This window comes from Actinomadura sp. NPDC047616, from assembly GCF_040642915.1.
Taxonomy (GTDB): domain Bacteria; phylum Actinomycetota; class Actinomycetes; order Streptosporangiales; family Streptosporangiaceae; genus Spirillospora; species Spirillospora miaoliensis.
The window spans coordinates 24,238-49,762 of sequence record NZ_JBEYTB010000028.1; the positions used below are offsets into that span (position 1 = coordinate 24,238).

The 25,525-nt window shown below is 72.9% G+C and carries 22 protein-coding genes and 1 pseudogene; 12 read left to right on the forward strand and 11 right to left on the reverse strand.

Going from position 1 to position 25,525, the window contains the following annotated elements; all coding sequences use genetic code 11:
- Positions 1-23: 23 nt before the first annotated feature.
- The 3 genes from ABZ801_RS39950 to hppD form a co-directional block, all read right to left on the reverse strand.
- The gene (locus ABZ801_RS39950; RefSeq protein WP_360708775.1) at positions 24-1,634 is read right to left on the reverse strand and encodes a M1 family metallopeptidase; all 1,611 of its coding nucleotides are present in this window, start codon (positions 1,632-1,634) and stop codon (positions 24-26) included.
- Between the two features lie 70 nt (positions 1,635-1,704).
- Positions 1,705-2,415, reverse strand: coding sequence for an RDD family protein (locus ABZ801_RS39955; protein WP_360708778.1), 711 nt, complete (start codon positions 2,413-2,415; stop codon positions 1,705-1,707).
- 139 nt (positions 2,416-2,554) lie between these two features.
- Entirely contained in the window at positions 2,555-3,646 is a 1,092-nt protein-coding gene (gene hppD, locus ABZ801_RS39960) for a 4-hydroxyphenylpyruvate dioxygenase (protein WP_360708781.1), read from the reverse strand.
- A gap of 122 nt (positions 3,647-3,768) precedes the next feature.
- Here hppD and ABZ801_RS39965 point away from each other — a divergent pair.
- A pseudogene (locus tag ABZ801_RS39965) lies at positions 3,769-4,239 on the forward strand (Lrp/AsnC family transcriptional regulator); the annotation flags it as partial.
- Between the two features lie 359 nt (positions 4,240-4,598).
- Here the strand turns inward: ABZ801_RS39965 and greA are convergent.
- Both greA and ABZ801_RS39975 read right to left on the reverse strand, forming a co-directional pair.
- The gene (gene greA / locus ABZ801_RS39970) at positions 4,599-5,099 is read right to left on the reverse strand and encodes a transcription elongation factor GreA (RefSeq protein ID WP_344959468.1); all 501 of its coding nucleotides are present in this window, start codon (positions 5,097-5,099) and stop codon (positions 4,599-4,601) included.
- A 179-nt stretch (positions 5,100-5,278) separates the two neighbouring features.
- Positions 5,279-5,671 carry a DUF4307 domain-containing protein gene (locus tag ABZ801_RS39975; RefSeq protein WP_344959466.1) on the reverse strand — a complete coding sequence of 131 codons (393 nt, stop codon included), beginning with the start codon at positions 5,669-5,671 and terminating at the stop codon, positions 5,279-5,281.
- Positions 5,672-5,896: 225 nt separating this feature from the next.
- On the opposite strand from ABZ801_RS39975, the gene mca reads away from it, so the two are divergent.
- On the forward strand, positions 5,897-6,751 hold the full coding sequence (gene mca / locus ABZ801_RS39980) for a mycothiol conjugate amidase Mca (protein WP_344959571.1): 855 nt from the start codon (positions 5,897-5,899) through the stop codon (positions 6,749-6,751).
- On the forward strand, positions 6,751-7,017 hold the full coding sequence (locus tag ABZ801_RS39985; protein ID WP_360708828.1) for a hypothetical protein: 267 nt from the start codon (positions 6,751-6,753) through the stop codon (positions 7,015-7,017). The genes mca and ABZ801_RS39985 overlap by 1 nt, the downstream gene beginning before the upstream one ends.
- A gap of 60 nt (positions 7,018-7,077) precedes the next feature.
- Here the strand turns inward: ABZ801_RS39985 and ABZ801_RS39990 are convergent, their stop codons facing one another.
- Positions 7,078-7,554 carry a pyridoxamine 5'-phosphate oxidase family protein gene (locus ABZ801_RS39990; RefSeq protein ID WP_360708784.1) on the reverse strand — a complete coding sequence of 159 codons (477 nt, stop codon included), beginning with the start codon at positions 7,552-7,554 and terminating at the stop codon, positions 7,078-7,080.
- A gap of 90 nt (positions 7,555-7,644) precedes the next feature.
- Between ABZ801_RS39990 and ABZ801_RS39995 the strand changes: the two genes are divergently transcribed.
- The 3 genes from ABZ801_RS39995 (at position 7,645) to ABZ801_RS40005 (ending at position 12,048) form a co-directional block, all read left to right on the forward strand.
- Positions 7,645-8,604: a ribonuclease Z gene (locus ABZ801_RS39995; RefSeq protein ID WP_360708787.1), complete on the forward strand. Its 960-nt coding sequence runs from the start codon at positions 7,645-7,647 to the stop codon at positions 8,602-8,604.
- A 31-nt stretch (positions 8,605-8,635) separates the two neighbouring features.
- Complete coding sequence (locus tag ABZ801_RS40000) at positions 8,636-10,621, forward strand: thioredoxin domain-containing protein (RefSeq protein WP_360708790.1); 1,986 nt, start codon at positions 8,636-8,638, stop codon at positions 10,619-10,621.
- Positions 10,622-10,866: 245 nt separating this feature from the next.
- Positions 10,867-12,048 (forward strand): C40 family peptidase, encoded by a 1,182-nt coding sequence (locus tag ABZ801_RS40005; protein WP_360708793.1) that lies wholly within the window; start codon positions 10,867-10,869, stop codon positions 12,046-12,048.
- Positions 12,049-12,116: 68 nt separating this feature from the next.
- Here the strand turns inward: ABZ801_RS40005 and ABZ801_RS40010 are convergent, their stop codons facing one another.
- Together ABZ801_RS40010 and ABZ801_RS40015 are read right to left on the reverse strand one after the other, a co-directional pair.
- On the reverse strand, positions 12,117-12,812 hold the full coding sequence (locus tag ABZ801_RS40010) for a TetR family transcriptional regulator (protein ID WP_360708796.1): 696 nt from the start codon (positions 12,810-12,812) through the stop codon (positions 12,117-12,119).
- Entirely contained in the window at positions 12,793-14,334 is a 1,542-nt protein-coding gene (locus tag ABZ801_RS40015) for an MFS transporter (protein ID WP_360708799.1), read from the reverse strand. The genes ABZ801_RS40010 and ABZ801_RS40015 overlap by 20 nt, the downstream gene beginning before the upstream one ends.
- A 116-nt stretch (positions 14,335-14,450) precedes the next feature.
- On the opposite strand from ABZ801_RS40015, the gene ABZ801_RS40020 reads away from it, so the two are divergent.
- The 4 genes from ABZ801_RS40020 (at position 14,451) to ABZ801_RS40035 (ending at position 18,903) form a co-directional block, all read left to right on the forward strand.
- Positions 14,451-14,972 carry a hypothetical protein gene (locus ABZ801_RS40020; protein ID WP_344959452.1) on the forward strand — a complete coding sequence of 174 codons (522 nt, stop codon included), beginning with the start codon at positions 14,451-14,453 and terminating at the stop codon, positions 14,970-14,972.
- A 296-nt stretch (positions 14,973-15,268) separates the two neighbouring features.
- Positions 15,269-16,024, forward strand: coding sequence for an isoprenyl transferase (locus ABZ801_RS40025; RefSeq protein ID WP_344959567.1), 756 nt, complete (start codon positions 15,269-15,271; stop codon positions 16,022-16,024).
- A 132-nt stretch (positions 16,025-16,156) separates the two neighbouring features.
- On the forward strand, positions 16,157-17,515 hold the full coding sequence (locus tag ABZ801_RS40030; protein WP_344959450.1) for a PhoH family protein: 1,359 nt from the start codon (positions 16,157-16,159) through the stop codon (positions 17,513-17,515).
- A 476-nt stretch (positions 17,516-17,991) separates the two neighbouring features.
- Entirely contained in the window at positions 17,992-18,903 is a 912-nt protein-coding gene (locus ABZ801_RS40035) for a lytic transglycosylase domain-containing protein (protein ID WP_360708802.1), read from the forward strand.
- Positions 18,904-18,937: 34 nt separating this feature from the next.
- Here the strand turns inward: ABZ801_RS40035 and ABZ801_RS40040 are convergent, their stop codons facing one another.
- The 3 genes from ABZ801_RS40040 to ABZ801_RS40050 form a co-directional block, all read right to left on the reverse strand.
- The gene (locus ABZ801_RS40040) at positions 18,938-20,350 is read right to left on the reverse strand and encodes a class II fumarate hydratase (RefSeq protein ID WP_360708805.1); all 1,413 of its coding nucleotides are present in this window, start codon (positions 20,348-20,350) and stop codon (positions 18,938-18,940) included.
- A 139-nt stretch (positions 20,351-20,489) separates the two neighbouring features.
- Positions 20,490-21,779, reverse strand: a complete 1,290-nt coding sequence (locus ABZ801_RS40045) for a serine/threonine-protein kinase (protein ID WP_360708808.1) — start codon at positions 21,777-21,779, stop codon at positions 20,490-20,492.
- 95 nt (positions 21,780-21,874) lie between these two features.
- Positions 21,875-23,515: a fumarate hydratase gene (locus ABZ801_RS40050; RefSeq protein ID WP_360708811.1), complete on the reverse strand. Its 1,641-nt coding sequence runs from the start codon at positions 23,513-23,515 to the stop codon at positions 21,875-21,877.
- A 175-nt stretch (positions 23,516-23,690) separates the two neighbouring features.
- On the opposite strand from ABZ801_RS40050, the gene ABZ801_RS40055 reads away from it, so the two are divergent.
- Positions 23,691-25,217, forward strand: coding sequence for a PLP-dependent aminotransferase family protein (locus tag ABZ801_RS40055; RefSeq protein ID WP_360708813.1), 1,527 nt, complete (start codon positions 23,691-23,693; stop codon positions 25,215-25,217).
- A 29-nt stretch (positions 25,218-25,246) separates the two neighbouring features.
- Positions 25,247-25,477, forward strand: a complete 231-nt coding sequence (locus tag ABZ801_RS40060; RefSeq protein WP_344959438.1) for a hypothetical protein — start codon at positions 25,247-25,249, stop codon at positions 25,475-25,477.
- The last annotated feature ends 48 nt before the right edge of the window (positions 25,478-25,525 follow it).

Sequence of the window (25,525 nt, forward strand, 5' to 3'; positions counted from 1 at the left end):
CGGTTCGCGGACGCGGCGGGTGGTCAGCGGCCGGGACGGCCCCGCTTGTACAGCCAGTCGTCGAACAGCGAGCCGAGCTTCTGCCCCGACACCCGTTCGGCCACCTCGATGAACTGCTCGGTGGTGCCCGAGGAGTGCCGCCGCTCCCTGGTCCAGGTCTGCAGGATCTGGAAGAACTTGGCGTCGCCGACCTTCGTGCGCAGCGCGTGCAGGGTCATGCCGCCCCGGTCGTACACCGAACGGGCGAACATCTGCGAGCGGCCGGGGTTGCCCGGCGGCACGTCCCACAGCTCACGGTTGCCGCGGTCGGCGTACAGCTCGTCGAACCGGGCCTGGACGGACTGCCCGCCCGCCTTCTCGGCCCACATCCACTCCGCGTAGGTCGCGAAGCCCTCGTTCAGCCAGATGTCCTTCCAGCGCGTCACGCTGACGCTGTCGCCGAACCACTGGTGCGCCAGCTCGTGCGCCAGCAGCGTGTCGTCGATGCCGTACGCCCCGTACACCGGACGGGTCTGCGTCTCCAGCGCGAACCCGACCTGGGCGTTGTCCACGATGCCGCCGGTGGAGGAGAACGGGTACGGGCCGAACCGCCGCGCCAGCTCGTCGGTGATCTGGGCGTTCTTGGTGTGGAAGACGTCCAGGTCGGCGCCCGGCACCGTCGGGTCGACGGCGGAGATGTTGGTCACCCCGCCGGGCGTGCGGCTCGTCGTGACCCCGAACCGGCCCACGGTGACCGTGGCCAGGTACGTGGCCATCGGCTCCTTCACCCGCCACTTCGTCGTCGACGACCGCCGCGCGGAGATCGGCGTGACCGCCGGGCTCTGCTCCGCGCCGGGGCCGCCGGGCGCGCCGGGGTCGCCAGGGGCGCCGGGCGCTCCTGGGGCTTCGGGGGCTTCGGGGGCGCCGGACGGGGCGCCGCCCCCGGCGTCGTTCAGCGGGGTGGCCGGCTCGCCGTTGGCGATGGCGGTCAGCCCGTCCGGGACGGTGATCTCGAAGTCGAACGTGGCCTTGTCGCTGGGATGGTCGTTGCTGGGGAACCAGGTGTGCGCGCCGCTCGGCTGGCAGGCCACGAACACCCCGTCGGGGGTGCGGATCCACCCGTAGCGGCCCAGGATCGGGTCGTTCACCGGGCGCGGCGTCCCCGAGTAGCGCACCGCCACGGTGAACCGAGCGCCCTTCTCCACCGGCTTGGCCGGGGAGACGGTCAGCTCCTCGCCGTCCTGCCGCTGCCGCGCCGCCGCGCCGTCCACCGTCACCTGCGACACCTGCAGGCCGGTCAGGTCGAGGTTGAACGAGGGCAGCCGCTGCGTGGCGGTGGCGGTGATCTCGGCGGTGCCGTCCAGCTCCTCGGCGCCGCCCGGCGTGATGGCCAGCTTGAGGCCGTAGTGCTGGACGTCGTACCCGGCGTTGCCGTCACCGGGCACGTAGGGGTCGCCGATGGTGTCCTGCCCGGGGCGGGCGGCCGCCCCCTGCGAGGGCTGGGCCGGCAGGCCCGTGTCACGGTCGCCGTTGGGCAACTGGCAGGCCGCCAGTGTGCCGGCGAGCGCCAGCGCGGTCAGGCCCGCGACACCGCGCGAGGCGGTCCGGGAGCCGGGGGGGCGGGCAGGCCTGAGCGGATTTCCGGCGGTAGGCACGGTGCCCAGCCTGCCCGCCGCCGGGCAGACTGGGCAAATCCACAGTAAAAAGATCTACCGGCGGGGGTCGTCAGTGCCGGGCGTACGGGTTGGGCGTGCCGGGACGCGCCTTGACCACGACCGTCCCGGCGACCTTGTCGTGCAGAGCCTGCCTGCGCTCGTCCCACAGGATCCACGCCACGTCGACGATGCCGATGCAGCCGCACAGGCCGCCCAGGACGCTGTAGAACGCCGACCGCCCCGCGGCCTGGCCGACGTTGATCGCGCCACCGGTGTCGGCCCGCACCACCCTGATCCTCAGCAGCATCTTGCCGAGCGTCTGCCCGAACCGCAGGTGCATCAGCCAGTAGTAGAGGAAGGCGAGCACGAGGTAGGCCACGTTCGCGGCCAGCTGCCCGCGATCGACCATCGGGGCGTTCGGGGACGGGCCGGTCATCTGCCGCCAGTCCACCAGCGGCAGCAGGATCGGCAGCATCACGACGCTGAGCAGAAGGGAGTCGACGACGGCCGCGCCGAGCCGCGCCCAGCGGCGGGCCAGCTCGGCGGTGGGCCCGGCCGGGCCGTAGCCGCCGTAGGACGGGGGCATGCCGTACTGGGGGACACCGCCGTGCGGGCCCTGACCGCCGTAGGGGCCGGGATACGGGGGCGGCTGTTCGCCTGGCTGCCGGTCGGGCCGGGGCTGCCGGGACGGTGGTGGCTGGGCGCCGGACTCGCCGGGCGCGCGCCACGGCTCGTCCTCCGGCCGTTCCCCGGGCGTGGGGTCGTGCGGCGGTTGCGTCATGCCGTCAAGGTGGGCTCGCGCCACCGCCGCCCGGACCTCACCACGCCCGGGACCGGCGAATGTTTACCGACCGCTGATCGCCCGTTGCCGCCGTGTCAGCCGCCCGGCGGGCGGCCGGCACGGGCCGGGGTGGTCCGGCTCACAGGTTGCCGCGGCGGGCCTGCTCGCGTTCGATCGCCTCGAACAGGGCCTTGAAGTTGCCCTTGCCGAAGCCCAGGGAGCCGTGCCGCTCGATGAGCTCGAAGAACACCGTGGGACGGTCCTGCACCGGCCTGGTGAAGATCTGCAGCAGGTAGCCGTCCTCGTCGCGGTCCACCAGGATGCGGCGCTTCTGCAGCTCCTCCACCGGGACCCGCACCGAGCCGATGCGCGCGCGCAGCTCGGGGTCCTCGTAATAGGAGTCGGGGGTGTCGAGGAACTCCACCCCGGCGGCCTTCATCTGGTCCACCGCGGCCAGGATGTCGTTGGTCGCCAGCGCGATGTGCTGCACGCCGGGGCCGCCGTAGAACTCCAGGTACTCCTCGATCTGCGACTTGCGCCGGCTCTCGGCGGGCTCGTTGAGCGGGAACTTCACCTTGCGGGTGCCGTCCGCCACGACCTTGGACATCAGCGCCGAGTACTCGGTGGCGATGTCGTCGCCGATGAACTCGGCCATGTCGGTGAAGCCCATGACCCGGTGGTAGAAGTCGGCCCACTCGTCCATGCGCTCGACGTTGCCCACGCAGTGGTCGATCGCCTGGAAGTACCGCCTGGCCGGCGGCTCGACGATCGGGTCGGCGGGGACGAAGCCGGGCAGGTAGGGGCCCGAGTAGTTGGAGCGGTCGACCAGGGAGTGCCGCGTCTCGCCGTAGGTGGCGATCGCGGCGATCACGACCTTGCCGTAGTCGTCCTCCAGGACGTGCGGCTCGGTCAGGCCCGTGGCGCCCTTGGCGAGCGCGTGCCGGTAGGCCGCCTCGACGTCGGGGACCTCGATGGCCAGGTCGACCACCCCGTCACCGTGCTCGGCGACGTGCCGTCCGAGGTCGGTGCCCGCCCGCACCGGCCCGCGGAACACGAACCGCGCCGAACCCGATTCCAGCACGTGCACCGCCTCGTCGCGGCTGCCGTTCTCCGGCCCGCGGTAGGCGACCCGGCGCATGCCGAACGCGGTGGAGTAGTAGTGCGCCGTCTGCTTGGCGTTGCCGACGGCGAACACGACGGCGTCCATGCCCTTGACCGGAAAATCGTCCATGCCGTCAATCTCGACAGACGCCTGCAGAGTGCGCAAGAGTGGTCCAGATCACTGGGCAATCTGCACAGCGCTGTAGGGGAACGCCCGGTCGGCCTGTACAGGATGACCATGAGGAGGACACGGTGCCCGCCGAACCCGTCGACGGCCTGGACGGACGGTTGATCGAACTGCTGGCCGCCGAGCCGCGCATCGGGGTGCTGGAGGCGTCCCGCCGCCTGGGCGTGGCCCGCGGCACCGTGCAGGCGCGGCTGGACCGCCTGGCCCGGCGCGGGGTCGTCCGCGGCTACGGCCCCGACGTCGACCCGGCCGCGCTCGGCTACGGCGTGACGGCGTTCGTCACCCTGCAGATCCGCCAGCCCGGCGGGCACGACCCGGTGGCCGAGCGGCTCGCCGCGATCCCCGAGGTGATCGAGGCGCACACGATCACCGGGCCGGGCGACATGCTCTGCCGCCTCGTCGCCCGCAGCAACCAGGACCTGCAGCGCGTCATCGACCTGGTCGTCGACGTCAGCGGGGTGGAGCGCGCCTCGACCGTGATCTCCCTGGCCACGCAGGTGCCCTACCGCACCCTCCCGCTCGTCCGCCAGGCCGCCCGCGCCGCCGAAACCCGCGCCGCCGCCGAGTCCCGCGCCGCCGAATCGAGCACCGGTGAGCCGCGGACCGCCCGCGCCGCGCCGCCCCGGCCCGCCGGACCGCCCGCCGACGGACGGCAGCCGCGGAACCGGGGCTGGTGACACGGTCGCCCGGCATCACGGCCGCCGGATCGCGCGCCGGATCGCGCGCCCGCGGACGGTCGCCGCGAGGGCCGGGCCCGGTGAACGGTCGGCCCGGAGATGAGCGGCACGGAACAATGGCCGGCCCGGAATGAGAGGTGGCCGGAAGCACGGGCCCGGAAAGGCGACGGCCCGCCGCCCCTGGCGGGCGGCGGGCCGGATCGGCTGTGGCCGAGGGGTCAGGAGCCCTGGTAGGCGGTGGCGCCGAGGATCTCGACGGTCATGCTGCGGCCGTTGGGCAGCGTGTAGGTGGCCTTCTCGCCGACCTTCTTGCCGTTGATGGCCGCGCCGAGGGGCGACTTGGGCGAGTACACGTCGATGGGGGCACCGCTCTCCTCGCGGGAGGCCAGCAGGAAGGTGACCTCCTCGTCATCGCCCTCGAACGCCACGGTGACGGTCATGCCGGGACCGACGACGCCCTCGGTGCGCGGGGCCTCGCCGACGCGGGCGTTCTCCAGGATGCCCTGGAGCTGCAGGATCCGCGCCTCGATCTTGCCCTGCTCCTCCTTGGCCGCGTGGTAGCCGCCGTTCTCGCGCAGGTCGCCCTCCTCCCGCGCCGCCTCGATCCTCTGCGCGATCTCGATGCGGCCGGGGCCCGACAGATGGTCCAGCTCGGCCTTGAGCCGGTCGTACGCCTCCTGGGTGAGCCAGGTGACGTTGTCAGCGCGGGTCTCGGTCACGGGTACTCCTCATCCACATGTTGCGATCCTCGCTCGCCCGGGGGAGAGCGCCACATCGACATGAAATGCGGCCAGGTGAAACCTCTAGCCTATGCGATGTGTGCGGTAAAGGTTCCCTGCGGACGGCGTAGGTAATCTGCCAATACCAAGGTCACGAGTCGTGGCCTGCTGCCGGCGATTCAGATCTCGCGGCAGTCCTTGATCCGGGCGCCGGTGGCCCGCCGGGAGGTCTGCAGGGTGTCGCTGCGCTTGAGCTCCGACGTCCCGGGCGGAACGGTGATCTCCTTGTGCGCCACCACGGCGAAGTCGGTGTCGAAGGCGTCCACTACGCAGCGGACCTCCGAGTCCTTCGGCTTGGCCACCTGATACCGGATCTGCACAGATGAATCGTTCACTATGGAAAAGGTGATGGTCTGCGCCGCTATTCCCGGTGTCTGGCCCACGTTCGCCATGACCACGGCCCAGCCCACGGCCATCACCGCGGCCAGCAGGCCGATGAGGACGTACCCCAGCCGGCCGCCGCGGCGCGGCCGCTCGGAGGCGGTGGAGGCGGGGGGCGCGCTGGTGGCCATGGCGGGAATCTCCGTGCGATCCGTGGACGTTGTCAGGAACAATTCTCTTCTGTCGCGGCGGGTGCTCCGTACCGGGGCCCTCGTAACGCCCAGACATGCTGCTGAGAGGGAGAACCCCAGGTGTCCGAGCTCATCGACGGTACCGCGCCGACCGGCTCGCCGAACGGCGCGCAGGCCGGCCCACGACCGGACGGATCCGGCCCGGGCGGCGGCCGGCTGCGGCTGATGGCCGTGCACGCCCACCCCGACGACGAGTCGAGCAAGGGGGCCGCCACGATGGCCCGTTACGTCGCCGAGGGCGTGGACGTGCTGGTGGTGACGTGCACCGGCGGCGAGCGCGGCGACATCCTCAACCCGGCCATGGAGCGTCCGGAGGTCCGCGCGGACATCGCCCGGGTGCGGCAGGAGGAGATGGCCCGCGCCCGCGAGATCCTGGGCGTCGACCAGCGCTGGCTGGGGTTCGTCGACTCCGGCTTCCCCGAGGGCGACCCGCCGCCCCCGCTTCCGGAGGGCTGCTTCGCGCTGGAGCCGCTGGAGAAGGCCGCCGAGCCGCTGGTGCGGGCCGTGCGAGAGTTCCGTCCGCACGTGATCCTCACCTACGACGAGAAGGGCGGCTACCCGCACCCCGACCACGTCAAGACGCACGAGGTGTCGGTGGAGGCGTTCGAGGCCGCGGGCGACCCCGACCGGTACCCGGGGACGGGCGAGCCGTGGCAGCCGCTCAAGCTCTACTACCACATGACCTTCACCCGGGAGCGGATCCTCACCCTGCACGAGGCGATGCTGGACGCCGGGCTGGAGTCCCCCTACGGCGACTGGATCAAAGGTTTCGACGACCGGCCGCAGCTGTGGGAGGTCACGACCCGCGTGCCGTGCGCCGACTACTTCGAGATCCGCGACAAGGCGCTGCTGGCGCACGCCACCCAGATCGACCCCAACGGCTCCTGGTTCGCCTGCCCGCTGGACCTCCAGCGCGAGGCATGGCCGACCGAGGACTACCATTTGGCCAGGTCCCTGGTGGACACCGAACTGCCGGAGGACGACCTGTTCGCCGGCATCCGGGAGAAGGTGTCTGTGTGATGCTTCCGCTGGCCGTACCGCTCGACCAGGCCATTCCGCTCAACGACGACACGGTCACCCCCGGCCTGCTGGGGTTCGGCTTCTTCGTCGCCATGGCGGTGGCCACGTTCCTGCTGCTGCGTTCGATGAACAAGCGGATGCGCAACATCCAGGCCCCGCGCGAGGCCGACCTCAAGCAGCAGGAGTGGGAGCGCGCTCAGCAGGCCAAGTCCGGTGACAAGGCCGGCAAGGCCGAGAAGGCCGCGGACGCTCCCCGCAAGGACTGACCGGGCCCGCCCCAGGTGACCGTGTCCGCGCGCGGGTCTCCTGGGGCGTGCGGCCCGCGGTCAGGCCTTGCGGTGGTCCCAGCTGACGATCCGGTCCGGCTCCATCACGATCACGACGCGCTTGGCCAGCGACCTCTCCAGGCCCGCGGCGAAGCCGGCGTCCAGGGGCTGCCCGGGGTCGGGCACGGGCAGCCCGGCGATGCGGGCGCCGACCACCGCGCCGACCCGCAGCCGGACGTCCGGGTCCTCGATGACGCGGCCCTTGCCGTACAGCGCGGCGCCGCGCAGCTCGTGGTACTCGGTGCCGTCCTCCACCAGGCACGTCATGGTGGGGTCGCGGCGCAGGTTCAGCACCTTCTGCGAGCGCTGGTACGTGGTGAAGGCGATCTTGCCGTCGAGCAGCGTGTAGAACATCGTCACCAGGTGCGGTTCGCCCTGCGGGCCGACCGTGGCGACCTGCACCTTGAACGAGGCGGCCAGGAAGTCGGCGACCTCCTCCGGCGTCATCCTGATCTGCTCGCGCTTGTTTCCGGCCACCGGCGCTCCTCGGGTCCGATCGCGTCACCGACGTCGCCGTCAGAATAACCACTCGCTTACCAGGGTGGGGCGGGGACCATCATGGGGGGCATGTCCGCGCGTGATCTCGTCGTCCTCGGCTCCGCCAGCGCGGTGCCCACCAGGTTCCGCAACCACAACGGCTATCTGCTGCGCTGGGACGGGCACGGCCTGCTGTTCGACCCGGGGGAGGGCACGCAGCGGCAGATGACGCTCGCGGGCGTCTCGGCGCACGACGTGACGTGGATCTGCGTCACCCACTTCCACGGCGACCACTGCCTGGGCGTGCCGGGGGTCGTCCAGCGGATCGCCCGCGACGGCGTGCGGCACCCCGTGCACGCCGCCTTCCCCGCCGCCGGCGCCGTCTACTGGGAACGGCTGCGGCACGCCACGGCGTTCGTCGACACGACCGTGATCCAGGAGCGGCCGATCTCCGGCGACCACGCCGAGATCGCCACCGGCCCGTTCACCCTCACCGCGCGGCGCCTGTCGCACCCCGTGGAGGCGTACGGCTACCGCCTGGAGGAGCCCGACGGGGTGACGATGCTGCCCGCCGAGCTGGCCGCCCGGGGCGTGCGCGGCCCGCTCGTACGGCGCCTGCAGGAGGAGGGACGGGTCACCACCCGCGACGGCCGCACCGTCACGCTGGAGGAGTGCAGCGTGCGGCGACCCGGCCAGAAGGTCGCGTTCGTCATGGACACCCGGCTCTGCGACGCCGCCCACCGGCTGGCCGACGGCGTCGACCTGCTGATCATCGAGTCGACGTTCCTCGACGAGGACGCCGCCCTGGCGGCCGAGTACGGCCACCTGACCGCCGGGCAGGCGGGCCGGGTCGCCGCCCGCGGCGGGGTGCGGCGCCTGGTGCTCACCCACTTCTCCGAGCGCTACCGCGCCGACGACGAGCCGCGCTTCGCCGAGCAGGCCGCCGCGGCGGGCTTCACCGGCGACATCGTCATCGCCCACGACCTCGACCGCATCCCCCTCCCGCGTCGCCGCCGCACGCCCGCGGGCGTGCGCCGGACGGACGGGTGAGGGAACCGGCGGATCGGGCAGGATCGGTGACATGAACCGCCTCAAGGACGCGACCAGCCCGTACCTGCTGCAGCACGCCGACAACCCCGTGGACTGGCGGGAGTGGGACGAGGAGGCGTTCGCCGAGGCCAGGCGCCGCGAGGTGCCGGTGCTGCTCTCGGTGGGCTATGCCGCGTGCCACTGGTGTCACGTCATGGCGCACGAGTCGTTCGAGGACGAGACGACCGCGCGGATGATGAACGAGATGTTCGTCAACATCAAGGTCGACCGGGAGGAACGGCCCGACGTCGACGCCGTCTACATGGAGGCGACCCAGGCCATGACCGGCCAGGGCGGCTGGCCGATGACGGTGTTCATGACGCCCGACGGGCACCCGTTCTACTGCGGCACCTACTTCCCGCGTCAGCACTTTCAGGCGCTGCTGCAGGCCGTCCACAGGGCGTGGACGGACAAGCGCGACGAGGTGGTCGGGCAGGGGCGGCAGGTCGTCGACGCCCTGGCCTCGCGCGGCCCGCTGGCGGCACGGGCCGAGCCGCCCGGCGCCGAGCAGCTCGCCGACGCGGTGCGCGCGCTGGCCGGGGCCTATGACGCGGCGCGCGGCGGGTTCGGCGGCGCGCCCAAGTTCCCGCCGTCGATGGCGCTGGAGTTCCTGCTGCGCCACCACGCCCGCACCGGGGACGAGCAGGCCCTGGCCATGGCCGGGCACACGCTGGAGGCGATGGCGCGCGGCGGCATGTACGACCAGCTCGGCGGCGGCTTCGCCCGCTACTCGGTGGACGACTCCTGGGTCGTGCCGCACTTCGAGAAGATGCTGTACGACAACGCGCTGCTGGCACGCGTGTACGCGCACTGGTGGCGGCTGACCGGCAGTCCGTTCGCCCGCAGGATCGCTGTGGAGACCTGCGACTGGATGCTGCGCGACCTGCGCACCACCGAGGGCGGACTGGCCTCGGCCCTGGACGCCGACAGTGAGGGCGTGGAGGGCAAGTACTACGTGTGGACGCCCGCGCAACTGCGCGAGGTGCTCGGGGACGAGGACGGCGCGTACGCGGCCGAGATCTTCGACGTCACCGAGGGCGGCTCGTTCGAGCACGGCACCTCGGTGCTGCGGCTGCTGAGGGACCCCGACGACCTGGAACGCCACGCACGTGTCCGCGCCGCCCTGCTGGAGGCGCGCGGGCGGCGCGTGCCCCCGGCCCGCGACGACAAGGTCGTGGCGGCCTGGAACGGGCTGGCGGTCGCCGCGCTGGCCGAGTGCGGGGCGCTGTTCGAGCGGCCCGACCTGGTGACGGCGGCGACGGAGATCGTGCGGCTGGTCGAGAGCGTGCACCTGCGCGACGGCCGCCTGACCCGCACGTCCCGGGCGGGGACGGCCGGGGCCAACGCGGGCGTGCTGGAGGACTACGCCGACATGGCCGAGGGGCTGCTGGCCCTGCACGGCGTCACCGGCGACGCCGCGCACGTGCGGCTGGCGGGGGTGCTGCTGGACGCGGTGCTGGAGCGGTTCGGCGACGGCGACGGCGGCTTCTACGACACCGCCGACGACGCCGAGCGGCTGTTCCGGCGGCCCCAGGACCCGACCGACAACGCCACCCCGTCCGGCCAGTTCGCCGCCGCCGGGGCGCTGCTGTCGTACGCGGCGCTGACCGGCTCGTCGCGGCACCGGGAGGCGGCCGCGGCGGCGCTGGCGCCGGCCACCCTGCTGGCGGCCAAGCACGCCCGGTTCGCCGGCTGGGGGCTGGCCGTGGCCGAGGCGTACGCGGCGGGGCCGGTGGAGATCGCGATCGTGGGGGAGCCGGAGGACGAGCGCACGCGCCTGCTGCACCGCACGGCGCTGATGTCGCCCGCGCCGGGCGCGGTGGTCAGCGTGGGGACGCCCGGCGCCCCGGCGCGGGTGCCGCTGCTGGAGGGACGCGGGCCGGTGGACGGCGCGCCCGCCGCGTACGTGTGCCGCCACTTCGCCTGCCGCCTGCCGGTGACGACGCCGGCCGACCTGACCCGGGAGCTGCATTCCTAAGTCCGGGTGTGGACAGATGCCCGGCTCCTTTGGAAGAAAGATCCATTTTGTGGCACCGTGACATTGATCTCGTCTCGGCCGGGTGTTACCAATGAGTAGCTGGGGCGGATATGCCGCTTCGCGGGCGGATCGCCGGAAGTGGCGCTGGTTACGGTATGTACCTGGACGTAAGCCGCGAAATCGGTCATAGTCACCAGGGTCACGATCGTGGGGCCGGTCGGGGCGAGGGACGAGGGAGTGGTGGGGTGCGCGAGCCGAGCCGCCGGATGCTACCGATGATCATCGGCGTGACGGCGGCGACCACACTGGCCGCCGACGTCGCGGTGCTGCTGGCCCACGGCTCGTCCGCGTCCCCCGGGCCGCAGCCGCAGACGCAGATCGCCGGCCGGTTCGTCGCCGCGTCCGGCACCTCCGCGCTGTCCCCCGCGGCGGTGGCTCCGCTCGGCAAGCGGCTCACCCCGCACGTGCTCGTGGCCGCGCCCGGCACGCTGTCCGCCGGCACCGTCGAGAAGATTCGCAAGATCAGGGGCGTGAAGGGCGTCGAGGTCGTCGACGCCGTCCAGGCCATGGTCGCGGGCAAGCGGGTGGGGCTGCTGGGCGTCGACCCGTCCACCTTCCGCAACTACACGCCCAAGCCCACCGCCCAGTCCGACGCGCTGTGGCGCAACATCGCCGCGGGCGACGTGGCGGTCTCGTTCACCATGGGCAGCGACGGCGGGCTGCAGCTCGGCAGCCGCGTCCCCATCGGCGGCAAGGACCGGCAGAGCGAGGTGCGGGTCGGCGCGTACGCCACCATGGGCATCGCCGACGTCGACGCCGTCGTCTCGCGCGACACGGCACGCGCGCTGGGGGTGCCGTCCGGCAACGCCCTGCTGATCTCCGCCCCCAAGGTCGACCGGGCCGAGCTGATCAGGCACCTGCGCGCCAAGGTGCTGCCGAGGCAGGCCAAGGCCGTCGAGGTCGACCCCGAGATCGACTACCCGAGCGCCGAGAGGCTGCCCGCGGCCAACGGCCAGGTGATGACCGCCCGGCAGGTGCGCACGGTGATCGAGGCGGCGCGGACGCGGCTGGGCTGGCCGTACGTGTGGGGCGGCGAGTCGGAGGCCGAGGGCGGCTACGACTGCTCGGGGCTGATGCAGTACGCCTTCGCCCGCGCCGGGGTCCGCCTGCCGCGCGTGGCCGCCGACCAGGCCCGCGCCGGCTGGGTGATCCCGTTCGAGAAGGCGCAGCCGGGCGACATGCTCATCTGGGCCAACGACCCGACCGCGCCCGGCTACATCTCGCACATCGCGCTCTACATCGGCGACGGCAAGATGATCGCCGCGCCGCGCCGCGGCACCGTGGTGCAGGTGCAGGACGTCTACTTCCGCAACTTCAAGGGCGCGGTGCGCGTCAATCCGCGGCGCGCCTCGAGCATCGCCTACTGAGCATCGCGTACTGAGCATCGCGTACTGAGAATCGCGGGCTGCCCCGACCCTCGGCGCGCTGACCCCGGTCAGCCCGCGGGCGGGGCGTCGATCGGGCAGCCCGCCGCCAGGAACGCCATGTTGCGGTCGATGAGGTCGCCCAGGTCCTCCTTGCCGCCGCCGTCGATCCAGGTGTACATGGCGCCGATCATCACGCCGATCATCGCCCAGGAGAACGCCTGTACCTCCGGGTCCCTGACCGACCGCCCGGTGCGCTCGGCGACGAGTTCGCTGACGATCCCGAGCGTGCCCGCGCGGATCGACTCCAGCGTCCGGGCGCGCAGCGCCGGCACCTCCGTCATCAGCCGGACCCGCGTGACGATCGCGTCCATGTCCTCGGCCCACATGTGCCGGAACACCTCGCGGTAGGTCGTTCGCAGCGCCTCCACCACGGGCAGCTCCGGCGGCTGGGCACGGAACAGCTCGGCCATGATCGGGTCGTACTCGTCGGTGACGACCACGTCCTCCTTGGACGGGAAGTAGCGGAAGAACGTGCTGGGGGACACCTCGGCGGCCGCGGCGATCTGCTCCACCGTCGTGGCCTCGTAGCCCTGCTCGGCGAACAGCCGCAGGGCGTGGTTCTGGATCGACCTGCGGGTGCGCAGCTTCTTGCGCTCGCGCAGCGGCAGCCCGCGCAGGTGGCGCTCCAGCCGGTCCACCGGCTGGTCGGCGGGACGCTCCCCGCCCTGTCCGGACGGGCGCTGGTCAGTCGGCCGCGTGCGCATGGGTCGATTGTCGGCCATCGCCGGACGCGGCCGCATCTCGGCCCGCCCGCCGTCCCGGCAGGAACGCCAGCGCCAGCACCGCCATGACCGCGGTGAGGCCCGCGCAGGCGGCCAGCAGTCCGTTCATGCCGTGCACGAACGCCTCGCGGGCCGAGGCGAGCAGCGCGTCGTCGCCGAGCCGCTGCGCCACCGCCGCCGCCCCGCCGACCGAGTCGCGCGCGGCGCCGGCCGCCTCGCGCGGGAGCCCGTCCGTCTCCACGCGGTCCCGGTACAGCTGGGACAGCAGGCTGCCGAGCAGCGCGATGCCCAGCGCGGAACCGGTCTGCCGCAGCGTCTGCACCAGCCCGGAGTCGCGGCCGACCTCACCGCCGGGCAGCAGCGAGATCACCAGGTCCATGGCGGGCACCATGGTCAGGCCGAGGCCCACGCCGAGCACGGTCAGCCACAGGGCGGCGTAGGAGTAGCCGCCGTCCGCGCCGGTCAGCGCGCCCAGCCCGAACCCGGCGCCGAGCACCGCCAGGCCCGCGACCATGATCGGCTTGTGCCCGGCGCGGGCGGCCAGCCGGTCGGTGAGGACCGCGCCGACCAGCAGGCCGAGCAGCATCGGGATCAGCCGCAGCCCGGTGCCGAACGCGTCGTTGCCCAGCACCACCTGCAGATACTGGGGCAGGACGAACAGGATCCCGGCCATCATCAGGTTGGCGGCCGTGGTGACCGCCGCCGACCAGACGAACCGCCGGTCGCGGAACAGCGCCAGGTTCATCATCGGCTGCCGGGCCCGGCTCTCCCAGACGACGAGGTTCGCCAGCAGCACCACCCCGGCGGCCAGCGCGCCCATCACCCCGGGGTCGCCCCACCCCGCCACCGGTCCCTCGATCACCCCGTACACCAGGGCCGCCAGGCCGCTGATCGACAGCAGCGCGCCCGGGACGTCCAGCGAGGGCCGGGCCGGGTCGCGCGACTCGGGGACGAGCAGCGCGATGGCCCCCATCGCGACGACGACCACCGGAACGTTGATCACGAAGATCGAGCCCCACCAGAAGTGCTCCAGCAGCCAGCCGCCCAGCAGCGGCCCGAGCGGCAGGCCGAGCGCCATCGAGCCGGTCCACACCGCGATCGCCCGGGTGCGCTCCTCCGGCGGGAAGATCGTCGGCAGGATCGACATGGACAGCGGCATCAGCACCGCGGCGCCGACGCCCATGGCGACGCGTGCCGCGACCACCCAGCCGGGGGAGCCGGCCAGCGCCCCGCCGACGGAGGCGGCGCCGAACACCGCGAGGCCCACCAGCAGCATCCGCTTGCGGCCGAACCGGTCGCCCAGCAGCCCGGCCGGCAGCAGCAGCGCCGCGAACACCAGGACGTAGGAGTCGACGATCCACTGCAGCTCGCTGGTCCCGGCGTCCAGCTCCCGCGACATGGTGGCCAGCGCCACGTTCAGGATCGTCAGGTCGAAGCCCAGTGCCAGCAGCGCCAGCGCCAGCGCGCCCAGGGCCCACCAGCGCCGCGGGTCCGCCCCCGCCATGAGAGTCACCTCCGTATGAGATTCACTATGAAGTGACAGTAACTCTCAAAAGATGGCGTGTGTCAATCGTGGGGCGGCTGGCCGGGGACGTCGCGGGAGCCTGTAATTTTGATTACATGACTACGAGCGAGGCGGTGGAGAAGGTCCGGGGCTGGTTCACCGGCCGCCTGCCCGAGGGCTGGTTCGAAGGGCCGGTCGAGGTCGTCCTCGACCGCGAGGAGATCAGCGTGGTCGGCCGCCTGCCCGAGCCCGCGGCCGCGCGCGGCGTCTCGGAGACCGAGCGCGCCGCCATGCTGGCCGGGCACATCCAGCGCTTCCGCGAGGACACCCGGGAACGCCGCATGGCCATCGCCCGCGAGGCCGAGCACCGCTTCGGGCAGCGCGTGTCCTGGGGGGTGGTCTGCGGGGGCGTCCGCGAGATGTTCACCACGCTGTCGGTGCCGGTGATGACCCGGCTGCGCCAGCCCGAACGACGCGTCCTGGACACCCTGGTCGAGGCGGGCGTGGCGCGCAGCCGCAGTGACGCGCTGGCCTGGTGCGTCCGGCTGGTCGGCAAGAACACCGACGAGTGGCTCGCCGAACTGCGCGCCGCCCTGGAGCACGTCGAGCGCGCCCGCGCGGCCGGACCCCAGGCGTAGCCGCCCCGGCCCGCGCGTCGCCCTCCCGAGGGATTTCCTGCCGTTCGGTGCGAAATATGCTGAAACCGCGCACGAGGCCGCAAACGTCCAAGACGGTAGGACAACCCTTGCTCGCGAGCCATAATTGAGCCTCGTTCTCACAGGAGACGGCTGCTCGAAGGGAAGCCCACATGGGGGTTCGGTGGGGTGGGACGCGTCGCGGAGCGGAATCCGACGTGAGCCGTGACACTGCCAAGGAGGACGGACACCGCGCACGCGTGACCTCGGCCGTCCGCCGCAGCGGCCCGTACGCGGCGATCCGCGACGCCGTCTACCGCATGTACGAGCGGCGCGTCGAGGCGTCGCTGCCCACCGACAACATCCCCCGCCACGTCGGGGTGATCCTGGACGGCAACCGCCGCTGGGCCCGCTCCATGGGCCTGACCGACGTCAACACCGGCCACCGCGCCGGAGCCGACAAGATCTCCGAACTGCTGCACTGGTGCACCGAGGCCGGGGTCGAGGTGGTCACGCTGTGGCTGCTGTCCACCGACAACCTGTCGCGGCCCGCCGCCGAGCTCGACCCGCTGCTGGAGATCATCGAGAACACCGTGCAGAAACTCGCCGCCGACGGCTGGCACGTCAAGCCGGTCGGCGCGCTGGACCTGCTGCCCGACAAGACGGCGCGTGTCCTGAAAGACGCCTATGAGGCCACATCCGGCGCCCCCGGCCTGATTGTGAACGTCGCGGTTGGGTATGGAGGTAGGCGTGAGATCGCTGATGCGGTGCGCTCACTGCTGCTTGAGCAGGCGGGCAAAGGCACCAGCATCGAGGAGCTCGCCGAGGTCCTCGACGTCGAGCACATCGCGGAGCATCTCTACACGCGCGGCCAGCCCGACCCGGACCTGCTCATCCGCACCTCGGGGGAGCAGCGCCTGTCGGGGTTCATGCTGTGGCAGAGCGCCCACTCGGAGTTCTATTTCTGCGAGGTCCACTGGCCGGACTTCCGCAAGGTCGACTTCCTGCGGGCGCTGCGCTCCTACGCCGCGCGGCACCGGCGCTTCGGTTCCTGAGGATCACTCGCGGGAGCGCCCGCCGTTCCCGCCGATCACCGCCCCAGATGTCCCGGAGACCGCGCCGGTCCCGGACGTGACGGGGGCGGACTGCGGCGCCACCGGCAAATCCCCTCTGCACAGGGAGATCGAGTGGCCACAACCTCCACGCGCCGGCCCCTCTCCGGGGGCTCCTCCGGGCCCGGGACCGACGGCTCGGTTCGGCGCACGTACGTCCTCGACACCAGCGTCCTGCTCGCCGACCCGGGGGCGATGACCCGGTTCGCCGAGCACGAGGTCGTACTCCCCATCGTCGTCATCTCCGAGCTCGAGGCCAAGCGCCACCACCCGGAGCTGGGCTACTTTGCCCGGCAGGCCCTGCGGACCCTGGACGACCTGCGGGTCGCGCACGGGCGGCTGGACGACCCGGTGCCGGTCGGGGAGCTGGGTGGAACGGTCCGGGTCGAACTCAACCACTCCGACCCCACCGTGCTCCCGGACGGGTTCCGGCTGGGCGACAACGACACCCGCATCCTGTCGGTGGCGGCCTGGCTGGCCCGGGAGGGCCGCGACGTGGTGCTGGTGTCCAAGGACCTGCCGATGCGGGTCAAGGCGTCGGCGGTGGGGCTGGCGGCCGAGGAGTACCGGGCCGAGCTGGCGGTCGTGGAGTCCGGCTGGACCGGGATGCGCGAGCTGGAGGTGCCCGCCGACCTGATCGAGGAGCTGTACGACACCGGCACGGCCGACCTGGAGGAGGCGCGCGACCTGCCGTGCCACACGGGCCTGCGGCTGCTGTCGGAGCGCGGCTCGGCGCTGGCCCGGGTGCAGCCCGACAAGTCGGTCCGGCTGGTGCGCGGCGACCGCGAGGTGTTCGGCCTGCGCGGCCGCTCCGCCGAACAGCGGGTGGCGCTCGACCTGCTGATGGACGAGGACGTGGGCATCGTGTCGCTGGGCGGCCGGGCCGGCACCGGCAAGTCCGCCCTGGCGCTGTGCGCGGGCCTGGAGGCCGTGCTGGAGCGCCGCCGCCACCGCAAGGTCGTGGTGTTCCGCCCGCTGTACGCCGTCGGCGGCCAGGAGCTGGGCTACCTGCCGGGCACCGAGAACGAGAAGATGTCGCCCTGGGCGCAGGCCGTCTACGACACGCTGTCGGCGGTGACCACCCCGGAGGTCATCGAGGAGGTCCTCGACCGCGGCATGCTGGAGGTGCTGCCGCTCACCCACATCCGCGGCCGGTCCCTGCACGACGCCTTCGTGATCGTGGACGAGGCGCAGTCGCTGGAGCGCGGGGTGCTGCTCACCGTGCTGTCGCGCATCGGCGCGGGCTCGCGCGTGGTGCTCACCCATGACGTCGCGCAGCGCGACAACCTGCGGGTGGGGCGGCACGACGGGGTGGCCGCCGTGGTGGAGCGGCTCAAGGGGCACCCGTTGTTCGCGCACGTCACGCTGACGCGCTCGGAACGGTCGCCGATCGCCGAGCTGGTGACCGACATGCTGGGCGACGTGGGCGCCTGACGGTCGAGCGGGTCGCGCGCCGCGCCCCGGTGGTCCCGTGCGGGCCGCCGGGGCGCGGTGCTTTCCGAGGCCAATCCGGGTGCGCATTGTGATCGTTAAACGCCGCTGCGTGTACATGTGAGGAAGGTCACAAGACCGCACGGCGTCCTGCGGAATCGCAGGTCTCATCCCCGTTTTGGGGACGTTACCGGTGGGTTGACAAAAGTCTCATCCGCAGCATTCGTCTCGTTCCTGTTGCGGAGCCTCCCTTTCCGTCGGGCATTGTGTCTCCCCGTAAGCACCCCCCGAGTGGGCCGGGGGTGGAAGCAGTTCGTGCGCGTGACCATGCGCGTGCGACCGTCGGAAGGACCGCCTTGTACGGAGACCGCCCCGGGTCCCCTAGGCGAGACGATCGACAGTCCCCACAGCCGGAGCCGCAGACGCCCTTCCAGGCGGCTCCCCACCAGCTTCCGCGGCAGAGCCCCCATGAGAGCGACGTGCGCGTCGCCGGGGCGTCCGCGCGTGCGGGCGACGGTCTCGGCGAGCCCGGCGGGGACACCGCCACGTTGCAGGCCGTTTCCACGGGCGACCCGGCGCAGGCGCCCTACGGCGCCCCCGACGCCCCGCGCGAGGAGATCGAGGTCGGCCCGGGCATGCCCCAGGGGCCTGCGCCGCGTTCCCGCAAGCCCGCCAGGGCGCGCAGGGCCTCAAAGGCGCCCAAGGCGGCCAAGGCTCCCGGTGAGCCGGGCCGGCCGGGCGGCGGGCGCACGGGACTGAAGGTCGCCGCGGTGGCGGCCGGCGCGCTGGTGCTGGTCGGCGGCGGCGCGGTCGCCGCGTTCGCCTTCACCGGCGGCGAGGGAGACAAGACCGTCGTGCAGCCGTCCCCGCTGGCGGACGCCCCCAAGCAGCCGCCCGTGGACCTGGAGGCCCTGGCCGCCGCGCGCCACAAGCAGGCGGTGGAACGCGCCTCCCGCAACGCGCGCAAGGAGACCGTCAAGCGGCCCGCGCTGCTGCCCAAGGGCACCCCGATCCCGACCAAGAAGCCCGAGGACAAGGACGAAGGCGGGTCGGGCGGCGCGCCGACGGCGGGCAACCCGATGCCCGCGGGCGAGGCGCAGGCGTACGCCAAGGCCATCATGGACAACTACGGGTTCAACCCCAGCACCCAGTTCGGCTGCCTGGTGAACCTGTGGAACAAGGAAAGCCACTGGAACTACCGCGCCTCCAACCCCACCTCCGGCGCGTACGGCATCCCGCAGGCACTGCCCGGCTCCAAGATGGCCAGCGAGGGCGCCGACTGGCGCACCAACGCCAAGACGCAGATCCGCTGGGGCCTCGGCTACATCAAGGGCCGGTACGGCAGCCCGTGCGCGGCGTGGCAGCACTCGCAGAGCACGGGCTGGTACTGACGGCCCGTCCGTCCCCGACGGACGCAGGTCGCGGTCAGGAGCGTCCTGGCGGCTCGGCGTTGGTCATGGACAGCACGTCCAGGGCCGCGTCGAGCTGCTCCAGGGTGAGCCTGCCGTCGTCGACGTAGCCGCGTTCCAGCACCACCTCGCGGATGGTCCTGCGCTCGGCCAGGGCCTGCTTGGCGACCTTGGCGGCCTCCTCGTAGCCGATGTAGCGGTTGAGCGGCGTGACGATCGACGGGGACGACTCGGCGTACTCGCGCAGCCGCTCGACGTTCGCCTCGATGCCGTCGACGCAGCGGTCGGCCAGCAGCCGTGACGCGCCGGCCAGCAGGGTGATCGACTCCAGCAGGTTGCGGGCCAGCATCGGCAGCATGACGTTCAGCTCGAAGCTGCCGGACGCGCCGCCGAACGCGACGGCCGCGTCGTTGCCGATCACCTGGGCGGCCACCTGGGTCACCGCCTCGGGGATCACCGGGTTGACCTTGCCCGGCATGATCGAGGAGCCGGGCTGCAGGTCGGGCAGCCGGATCTCGGCCAGCCCGGCGCGCGGCCCCGAGCCCATCCAGCGCAGATCGTTGGCGATCTTGTTGAGGCCGACCGCGACGGTGCGCAGCGCCCCGCTGGCCTCCACCAGGCCGTCCCGGGCGCCCTGCGCCTCGAAGTGGTCGCGCGCCTCGGTCAGCGGCAGCCCGGTGACGCGGGCGATCTCGGCGATGACGCGCGGCGCGAAGCCCTCGGGGGTGTTGATGCCGGTGCCGACGGCGGTGCCGCCCAGCGGCAGCTCGGCCAGCCGCGGCAGCACGGCCTCCAGCCGCTCCACCCCGTGCCGCACCTGCGCCGCGTAGCCGCCGAACTCCTGGCCGAGCGTGACCGGGGTGGCGTCCATCAGGTGGGTGCGGCCCGCCTTGACGACGGTGGCGAACTCGGCGGCCTTGCGGCCGAGCGCCGCCTCCAGGTGCCGCAGCGCCGGGATCAGCTCGTTGACGACCGCGCCCGTGGCCGCGATGTGGATGGAGGAGGGGAACACGTCGTTGGACGACTGGGAGGCGTTGACGTGGTCGTTGGGGTGCACGGGGCGGCCCAGCCGTTCCTGCGCCAGCGTCGCGATGACCTCGTTGGCGTTCATGTTGGACGACGTCCCGGACCCGGTCTGGAACACGTCGACGGGGAACTGGTCGTTCCAGCGGCCGTCGGCGACCTCCAGGGCGGCCTCGCGGATCGCCTCGGCCAGGTCCTTGTCCAGCACGCCCAGCTCGGCGTTGACGGTCGCGGCGGCCGCCTTCACGTGACCGAGCGCCGCGATGTGCGCGGGTTCCAGCGTCCGCCCGGAGATCGGGAAGTTCTCCACCGCGCGCTGTGTCTGCGCCCGCCACTTGGCGTCGGCGGGGACGCGCACCTCGCCCATGGAGTCGTGCTCGATCCGGAACTGCGCGTGCTCGCTCATGGAAGGCCACCTCCGGCTTCGGATCTCAACCCTGCTCTCTCAGCAGCTTCGAAGACGGCCCTGTGCATTCCCGGCGGGGCCTGCCGCATTCCGTGCCGACGCATGGCCTGACGCCCGGCGCCCGGGGCGCGGCGAGCGGTCAGCTTCCGGGGGTGTCCTTGGTGACGGTGTAGGTCTGCCGCCGGCCCGGCTCGCCGAGCGGCTTGCGCTGCCCGTTGACCCACACGTCGCACGCGGACGCGTCGTGGATCACGGCGTTGAGACGGGGCCGGTCGTACTGGCGGGCGTCCCCGCGCGGCAGCGTCTCGTCGGTGAGCACCTCGATGCTGGGGCCGGGCACCGAGACGAAGACCTTGCAGTGGTCGGTGCGGGCCCGTACGACCAGCGTGGCGGACGCGGTGCCGGGCGGGGCCGCGTCGGCGTCGCCGCCGCCCGCCCGGGGGCGCGCGGCGGCCGTGGCGGGCTCGGTGGGCGACGGGCCGGAGCTCTCCCGGGACATGCCGATGACCAGCGCGGTGGCGCCGATGCCGCAGGACGCCACCGTCGCCCCGGCCAGCGCGATCGCCGCCATCACCCGCAGCCGCGGGGTCGGCGGGCGGCGGCCCGAGCGCGGCCCGGCCAGCGCCCGTTCCAGCCGGTCGGCCGCGCGGGCGTGGCTGAGCCGCCGGGCGGGGTTCTTCTCCAGCAGGCCGCTCACCACGGGCGCCAGGGGCCCGGCGTTGCGCGGGACGGGCGCGGGCTCGTTGGCCAGCGCGCTGAGGGTGGCCATCACGTTGCCGCGCTCGAAGGGCGGGCGGCCCTCCAGCGCGGCGAACAGCGTGGCGCCCAGCGACCACAGGTCCGAACGCGGGGTGGCCTGCTCGCCGGCGGCCACCTCCGGCGCCACGTACGCGGGCGACCCCATGAAGTGGCCCGACCCGGTCAGGCTCGCCGACCCGGCCGGAAAGCACAGCCCGAAGTCGGTGAGCACCACCCGGTCGCCGTCCAGCAGCACGTTGCCGGGCTTGAGGTCGCGGTGCACGATCCCGGCGCGGTGCGCGGCCGCCAGCGCGTCCAGCAGCTGGCGGGCGATGGGGCCGACCCGCTCGGGCGGCAGCGGGCCGGACTCCCGGATGATCTGCTCCAGGCTGGGCGCCTCGACCAGCTCCATCACGATCCACGGCCGGCCCTGCTCGATCACCACGTCGTAGACCTCGACGATCGACGGGGTGCGCAGCTGGGCCGGGGCCCGCGCCTCGCGCAGGGTGCGCCGGTAGAAGACGACCCGGTCGTCCTCGGACAGGTCCTCCGGCACCCGCAGTTCCTTGATCGCCACGGCGCGGTCGAGGAGGTCGTCGTGACCCTTCCAGACCGTGCCGTTGGCGCCTTGGCCCATGCGCGAGACCAGCCGGTAGCGCGTCGCGAGAACGAGGCGCTCTGACCGGGACATGGCGGACAAGATACCGGAGGGGCCCCTCCGTCACCCGGCGGTCTGGGGCAGTTTGTTGGGGTGTCGGGTGATGTGCCTGCCGGTGTCCCGCGCCGCTACCGCCGCCCGATCGTCAGCAGCGGGCCGGTGGTGTCGGCGAAGAAGTCGTTGCCCTTGTCGTCCACCACGATGAACGCCGGGAAGTCGACCACCTCGATCTTCCAGACGGCCTCCATGCCCAGCTCCGGGTACTCCAGGACCTCCACCTTCTTGATGCAGTCCTGCGCCAGCCGCGCGGCCGGGCCGCCGATGGAGCCCAGGTAGAAGCCGCCGTGCTTCTTGCACGCGTCGGTGACCTGCTGCGACCGGTTGCCCTTGGCCAGCATGACCATCGACCCGCCCGCCGCCTGGAACTGCTCGACGTAGGAGTCCATGCGACCGGCGGTGGTCGGGCCGAACGAGCCGGAGGCGTACCCCTCGGGCGTCTTGGCCGGGCCCGCGTAGTAGACGGCGTGGTCGCGCAGGTACGCCGGCATCGGCTCGCCCGCGTCCAGCCGCTCCTTGATCTTGGCGTGCGCGATGTCGCGGGCCACCACCAGCGGCCCGGTCAGCGACAGCCGGGTCTTGACCGGGTAGCGGGTGAGCTCGGCGCGGATCTCGTCCATCGGCCGGTTCAGGTCGACGCGCACCACCTCGCCGTCGAGCTGGTCGTCGGTGGTGTCGGGCAGGTAGCGGGCCGGGTCGGTCTCCAGCCGCTCCAGGAACACGCCCTCCGCGGTGATCTTGCCGAGGGCCTGCCGGTCGGCGCTGCACGACACGGCGATCGCCACCGGGCACGACGCGCCGTGCCGGGGCAGCCGCACCACGCGCACGTCGTGGCAGAAGTACTTGCCGCCGAACTGCGCGCCGATGCCGAGCCGCTGGGTCAGCTCGAACACCTGCTGCTCCAGCTCCAGGTCGCGGAAGCCGTGGCCGAGCGGGGAGCCCTCGGTGGGCAGGGCGTCCAGGTAGTGCGCGGAGGCGTACTTGGCGGTCTTGAGCGCGTACTCGGCGGACGTGCCGCCCACCACGATCGCCAGGTGGTACGGCGGGCAGGCCGCCGTGCCCAGCGAGCGGATCTTCTCCTCCAGGAAGGACATCATCCGCTTCGGGTTCAGGACGGCCTTGGTCTCCTGGTACAGGAACGACTTGTTGGCGCTGCCGCCGCCCTTGGCCATGAACAGGAACTTGTAGGCGTCGCCGGACGTGGCGTACAGCTCGACCTGCGCGGGCAGGTTGCTGCCGGTGTTCTTCTCCTCCCACATGGTCAGCGGCGCCATCTGGGAGTAGCGCAGGTTCAGCCGGGTGTAGGCGTCGTACACGCCGCGCGAGATGTGCTCCTCGTCGCGGCCGTCGGTGAGCACGTGCTGGCCCCGCTTGCCCATGACGATCGCGGTGCCGGTGTCCTGGCACATCGGCAGCACGCCGCCGGAGGCGATGCCGGCGTTCTTCAGCAGGTCCAGCGCCACGAACCGGTCGTTGGGGCTGGCCTCGGGGTCGTCCAGGATCTTGCGCAGCTGCGCCAGGTGGGCGGGCCGCAGCAGGTGCGCGACGTCGCGCATGGCGGTCTCGGTGAGCAGCCGCAGCGCCTCCGGCTCGACCTGCAGGAACCTCCGCCCGCCCGCCTCGAACGTCGACACGCCCTCGGACGTCAGCAGCCGGTACTCGGTGTCGTCCGGGCCGGTCGGCAGCAGGTCGGTGTAGGAGAACTCGGGCATCGATGAACCTCGCGCGCTGTCTTGCTCACGGGCGCGCACCCGGCGGGGGCGCGGCCCGGGCATCCGGTGGGGCCGCCCTACAGCGTACGACCGCCGCGCGCGCGGGGCGGCGCTGGGGCACGGACCTCGTGGTCCACGGGTGACGGGATACGGCGTTGGAAACGCTGAACCTCATGTGACGGATCTGCATCTTCCCCTCGACCGGTCCGCCGGACGGCTGGCCACACAGATCGCCGCCGGATTCCGCGCGGCGATCCGCTCCGGGCGGCTGGCCCCAGGGACGCGGCTGCCGTCCAGCCGCGACCTTTCCCGGGACCTCGACGTCTCCCGCGGTGTGGTGGTCGCCGCCTACGAGCAACTCGTCGCCGAGGGCTTCCTCCTGGCGCGACGCGGGGACGGCACGCGGGTCGCGCCCCTGGCCCGCCCCGACGAGACCCCGCCGCCCCGCCTCGCACCCTGGGACGACGCGCCCACCGCACCCGCCCCGCAGGCGAAGGCCACCGTGCGCAGGGCGCCCGCCGTCGACGCGCCGTCCCCCCGCGCCGGGACGTCCGCGGCGGCGCACGACCCCGCCGCCGAGCCGCGGGACGCGGGCGGCGAGTTCGCCTACGACCTGTGGCCCGGCATCCCCGACCTCGCCGCCTTCCCCAGGGCGCGCTGGCTGGCGACGATGCGCGCGGTGCTGCGCGACGTGCCGAACGACGAGCTGATCTACCCCGACCCCGCGGGCGTGCCCGCGCTGCGCGCCGAACTGGCCGGATACCTGGGCCGCGTCCGCGCCGCGCACGCCGGGCCGGAGCAGGTGCTGGTGATGAACGGGGTGGCGCAGGGCCTGGCGGCCACGGTGCGGCTGCTGGCCGAGGAGGGGCACCGCGTCCTGGCCGTCGAGGACCCCACGAGCGTGCGGCAGCTGCCGATGCTGGAGGCGACCGGGATACGGCTGGTGCGCGTCCCGGTGGACCGTGACGGCCTGGACGTTGACGCGCTCGTCCGTACCCAAGCGCGCGCTGTGCTGGTGACGCCCGCGCACCAGTACCCCACCGGTGTGGTGCTGGCCCCGCACCGCCGCGCCGCCCTCATCGCGTGGGCGCGCAGGACGGGGGGCCTCATCCTGGAGGACGACTACGACGCCGAGTTCCGTTACGACCGCGATCCCGTCGGGTGCATGCAGGGCATCGCCCCCGAACACGTCGTGCTGTTCGGGTCGGTGAGCAAGTCCCTGGCCCCGGCCATGCGGCTGGGCTGGGCCGTGGCGCCGCCGCACCTGGCCGAACGGCTGCGCGCCTACCGCGCCCAGACCGACCTCGGGAATCCCGTTCTGGAGCAGTACGCGTTGGCACGTTTCATCGCCGACGGCGGATACGACCGGCACCTGCGGGTCATGCGACGGCAGTACCGCTCCCGTCGCGACGCCCTGGTGAAGGCGCTGCGCGCCCACGCGCCCAACGCGGCGGTGCGGGGAATCTCCGCCGGGATTCACCTTTACCTGGAGCTGCCCAGGGGATGTGACGAGGAGGCCGTCGTCGCGTCCGCCGCCCGCGCCGGGGTGGCGGTGGCGGGGGCGGCGCCGATGTGGTCGGCCGCGCGCGCCGGGCAGGCCCCGCCCGCGCTGGTGCTCGGCTACGCCCGGCTGCCGGAGGCCCGCCTGGCGCGCGCCGCCGAACTGCTGGGTAGGGCGATTACGGAGGGTGCAGGAGGGTAGGAAGAGGCTCCCCGCAGAAGGAGGTATGGATGAGTCTGGACGAGGCCGCGCGACAACTGAAGATGGCCGTTCACGACGCGCAGGTGGCGTTCGACTGTGTCGGGCTCGGCGACCTCGACCGGGCTCAGGAGCACGCGGTCACCGCCCGGGCCGCCGTGGACGCGGCCGAGGTCGCCCTCGCCCGTGCGCAGCAGGACATGTCCCCCGAGGAGGCGCAGGCCGCGGGGGAACGCGCCGTCGTCGCCCTGGAAGATGCCTGAGCCTGACTAACGCCCCGTTCCGGGAGGTCCGGCCGACGGCGTCAGGCT

What these genes read in the sequence shown, in the direction of transcription:
- ABZ801_RS40040 (WP_360708805.1), bottom strand. Translation starts at nt 20,350, where the DNA reads ATGAGCGAGCACGCGCAGTTCCGGATCGAGCACGACTCCATGGGCGAG.
- ABZ801_RS39995 (WP_360708787.1), top strand. Translation starts at nt 7,645, where the DNA reads ATGTCCGCGCGTGATCTCGTCGTCCTCGGCTCCGCCAGCGCGGTGCCC.
- ABZ801_RS40015 (WP_360708799.1), bottom strand. Translation starts at nt 14,334, where the DNA reads ATGGCGGGGGCGGACCCGCGGCGCTGGTGGGCCCTGGGCGCGCTGGCG.
- ABZ801_RS39955 (WP_360708778.1), bottom strand. Translation starts at nt 2,415, where the DNA reads ATGACGCAACCGCCGCACGACCCCACGCCCGGGGAACGGCCGGAGGAC.
- ABZ801_RS40050 (WP_360708811.1), bottom strand. Translation starts at nt 23,515, where the DNA reads ATGCCCGAGTTCTCCTACACCGACCTGCTGCCGACCGGCCCGGACGAC.
- ABZ801_RS40045 (WP_360708808.1), bottom strand. Translation starts at nt 21,779, where the DNA reads ATGTCCCGGTCAGAGCGCCTCGTTCTCGCGACGCGCTACCGGCTGGTC.
- ABZ801_RS40000 (WP_360708790.1), top strand. Translation starts at nt 8,636, where the DNA reads ATGAACCGCCTCAAGGACGCGACCAGCCCGTACCTGCTGCAGCACGCC.
- ABZ801_RS39975 (WP_344959466.1), bottom strand. Translation starts at nt 5,671, where the DNA reads ATGGCCACCAGCGCGCCCCCCGCCTCCACCGCCTCCGAGCGGCCGCGC.
- mca (WP_344959571.1), top strand. Translation starts at nt 5,897, where the DNA reads ATGGCCGTGCACGCCCACCCCGACGACGAGTCGAGCAAGGGGGCCGCC.
- ABZ801_RS40010 (WP_360708796.1), bottom strand. Translation starts at nt 12,812, where the DNA reads ATGCGCACGCGGCCGACTGACCAGCGCCCGTCCGGACAGGGCGGGGAG.
- hppD (WP_360708781.1), bottom strand. Translation starts at nt 3,646, where the DNA reads ATGGACGATTTTCCGGTCAAGGGCATGGACGCCGTCGTGTTCGCCGTC.
- ABZ801_RS40020 (WP_344959452.1), top strand. Translation starts at nt 14,451, where the DNA reads ATGACTACGAGCGAGGCGGTGGAGAAGGTCCGGGGCTGGTTCACCGGC.
- ABZ801_RS40060 (WP_344959438.1), top strand. Translation starts at nt 25,247, where the DNA reads ATGAGTCTGGACGAGGCCGCGCGACAACTGAAGATGGCCGTTCACGAC.
- ABZ801_RS39985 (WP_360708828.1), top strand. Translation starts at nt 6,751, where the DNA reads ATGCTTCCGCTGGCCGTACCGCTCGACCAGGCCATTCCGCTCAACGAC.